This window comes from Pseudomonas sp. YY-1 (genome assembly GCF_002843095.1).
Lineage (GTDB): Bacteria > Pseudomonadota > Gammaproteobacteria > Pseudomonadales > Pseudomonadaceae > Aquipseudomonas > Aquipseudomonas sediminis_A.
Map to the genome: position 1 here is coordinate 1 of NZ_PJLX01000037.1, position 1,063 is coordinate 1,063.

Consider the following 1,063-nt stretch of genomic DNA (forward strand, 5'->3'; position numbering starts at 1 on the left):
ACCACGTGGTCTTCCGGTTCGTACTCGATTATTGGCAGTTGCTCCGGGTAGCTACGTGGGCTGGGCCGATAACGTTCTATGGGTGGCCTCTGGTTCAAAGCCTCGTGCGGACGATAGTGGTTGTACTCATCTCTCCACCGGTTCATCGCCCGCTGGCAGTGCTGTAAGTCGCTGAACGCACGATGCAGCACTTCACGCTTGAGTGTCTGGTGGAAGCGTTCCAGTTTGCCCTGAGTCTGCGGGTGATAAGGGCGGCTATGGCTCACCTCGATGCCCAGCCGCATCAGCCAGACCTCTAGCGTGGATAGCCCGCCAGCGATATTCGAGCCCCAGGGCGGCCCGTTGTCGGCGGTTATCCGCAGCGGCAAGCCGTACTGGCGAAACACCTCGATCAGGTGCGGTTTAACCAGCTCTAGCCGCTCTCCCTCGCAAGCCTGCAGGCAGAGCGAAAAGCGCGAGTGATCGTCCAGCAGGGTCAAGGGATGGCAACGAGACGAGCGGCGATCATGGAGAGGGAGGTGGCCCTTGAAGTCGATCTGCCACAGGTCGTTCGGGTTCGGGTGCTCGAAGCGGTGGTTAGCCGGCGGCCGCGCCTGTTCGCCGTGATAGAGGACACGGCAATCGTGGCGCTTGAGGATCGCATCGATCGTGCTGTGATGGGGCGGATCAATATTCGCAGTCCGCAACAGGCTTCGCAGCTTGCGAGCACCCCAGTAGGGATAGCGGTGGTGCAATTGCACCACCGTCTGCTCCAACTTCGGATCGCTGCGCCCTGGGCTGTTCAGCGGGCGCCGAGATCGATCCTGCAAACCGGTATCACCGTGCTCACGGTACCGAGCCAGCCATTTGTAGCCAGTCCTGGGACTGACGCCATAGCGCCGACAGAGCTCCCGCACATTACTTTCGGGCTGCCCCGCCAACAGAACAAATTCACGCCTTATCGACATAGTGCTGCGCTCCGGCCACGGCATCACACGATCTCCCGATTCGATGAATTCCGTAAGCCTAAATGCGTTACCTATGTCTCCCGACAACCGTTACCTATGTCCCCCGGCTGAACACA

At 60.1% G+C, this 1,063-nt stretch carries 1 protein-coding gene; it reads right to left on the reverse strand.

Annotated elements, in window-relative coordinates; genetic code table 11:
- Nucleotides 1–947 (reverse strand): IS481 family transposase (locus CXP40_RS23540; RefSeq protein ID WP_106735685.1); only part of this gene is annotated, 947 nt, incomplete at its 3' end.
- Nucleotides 948–1,063 lie beyond the last annotated feature (116 nt).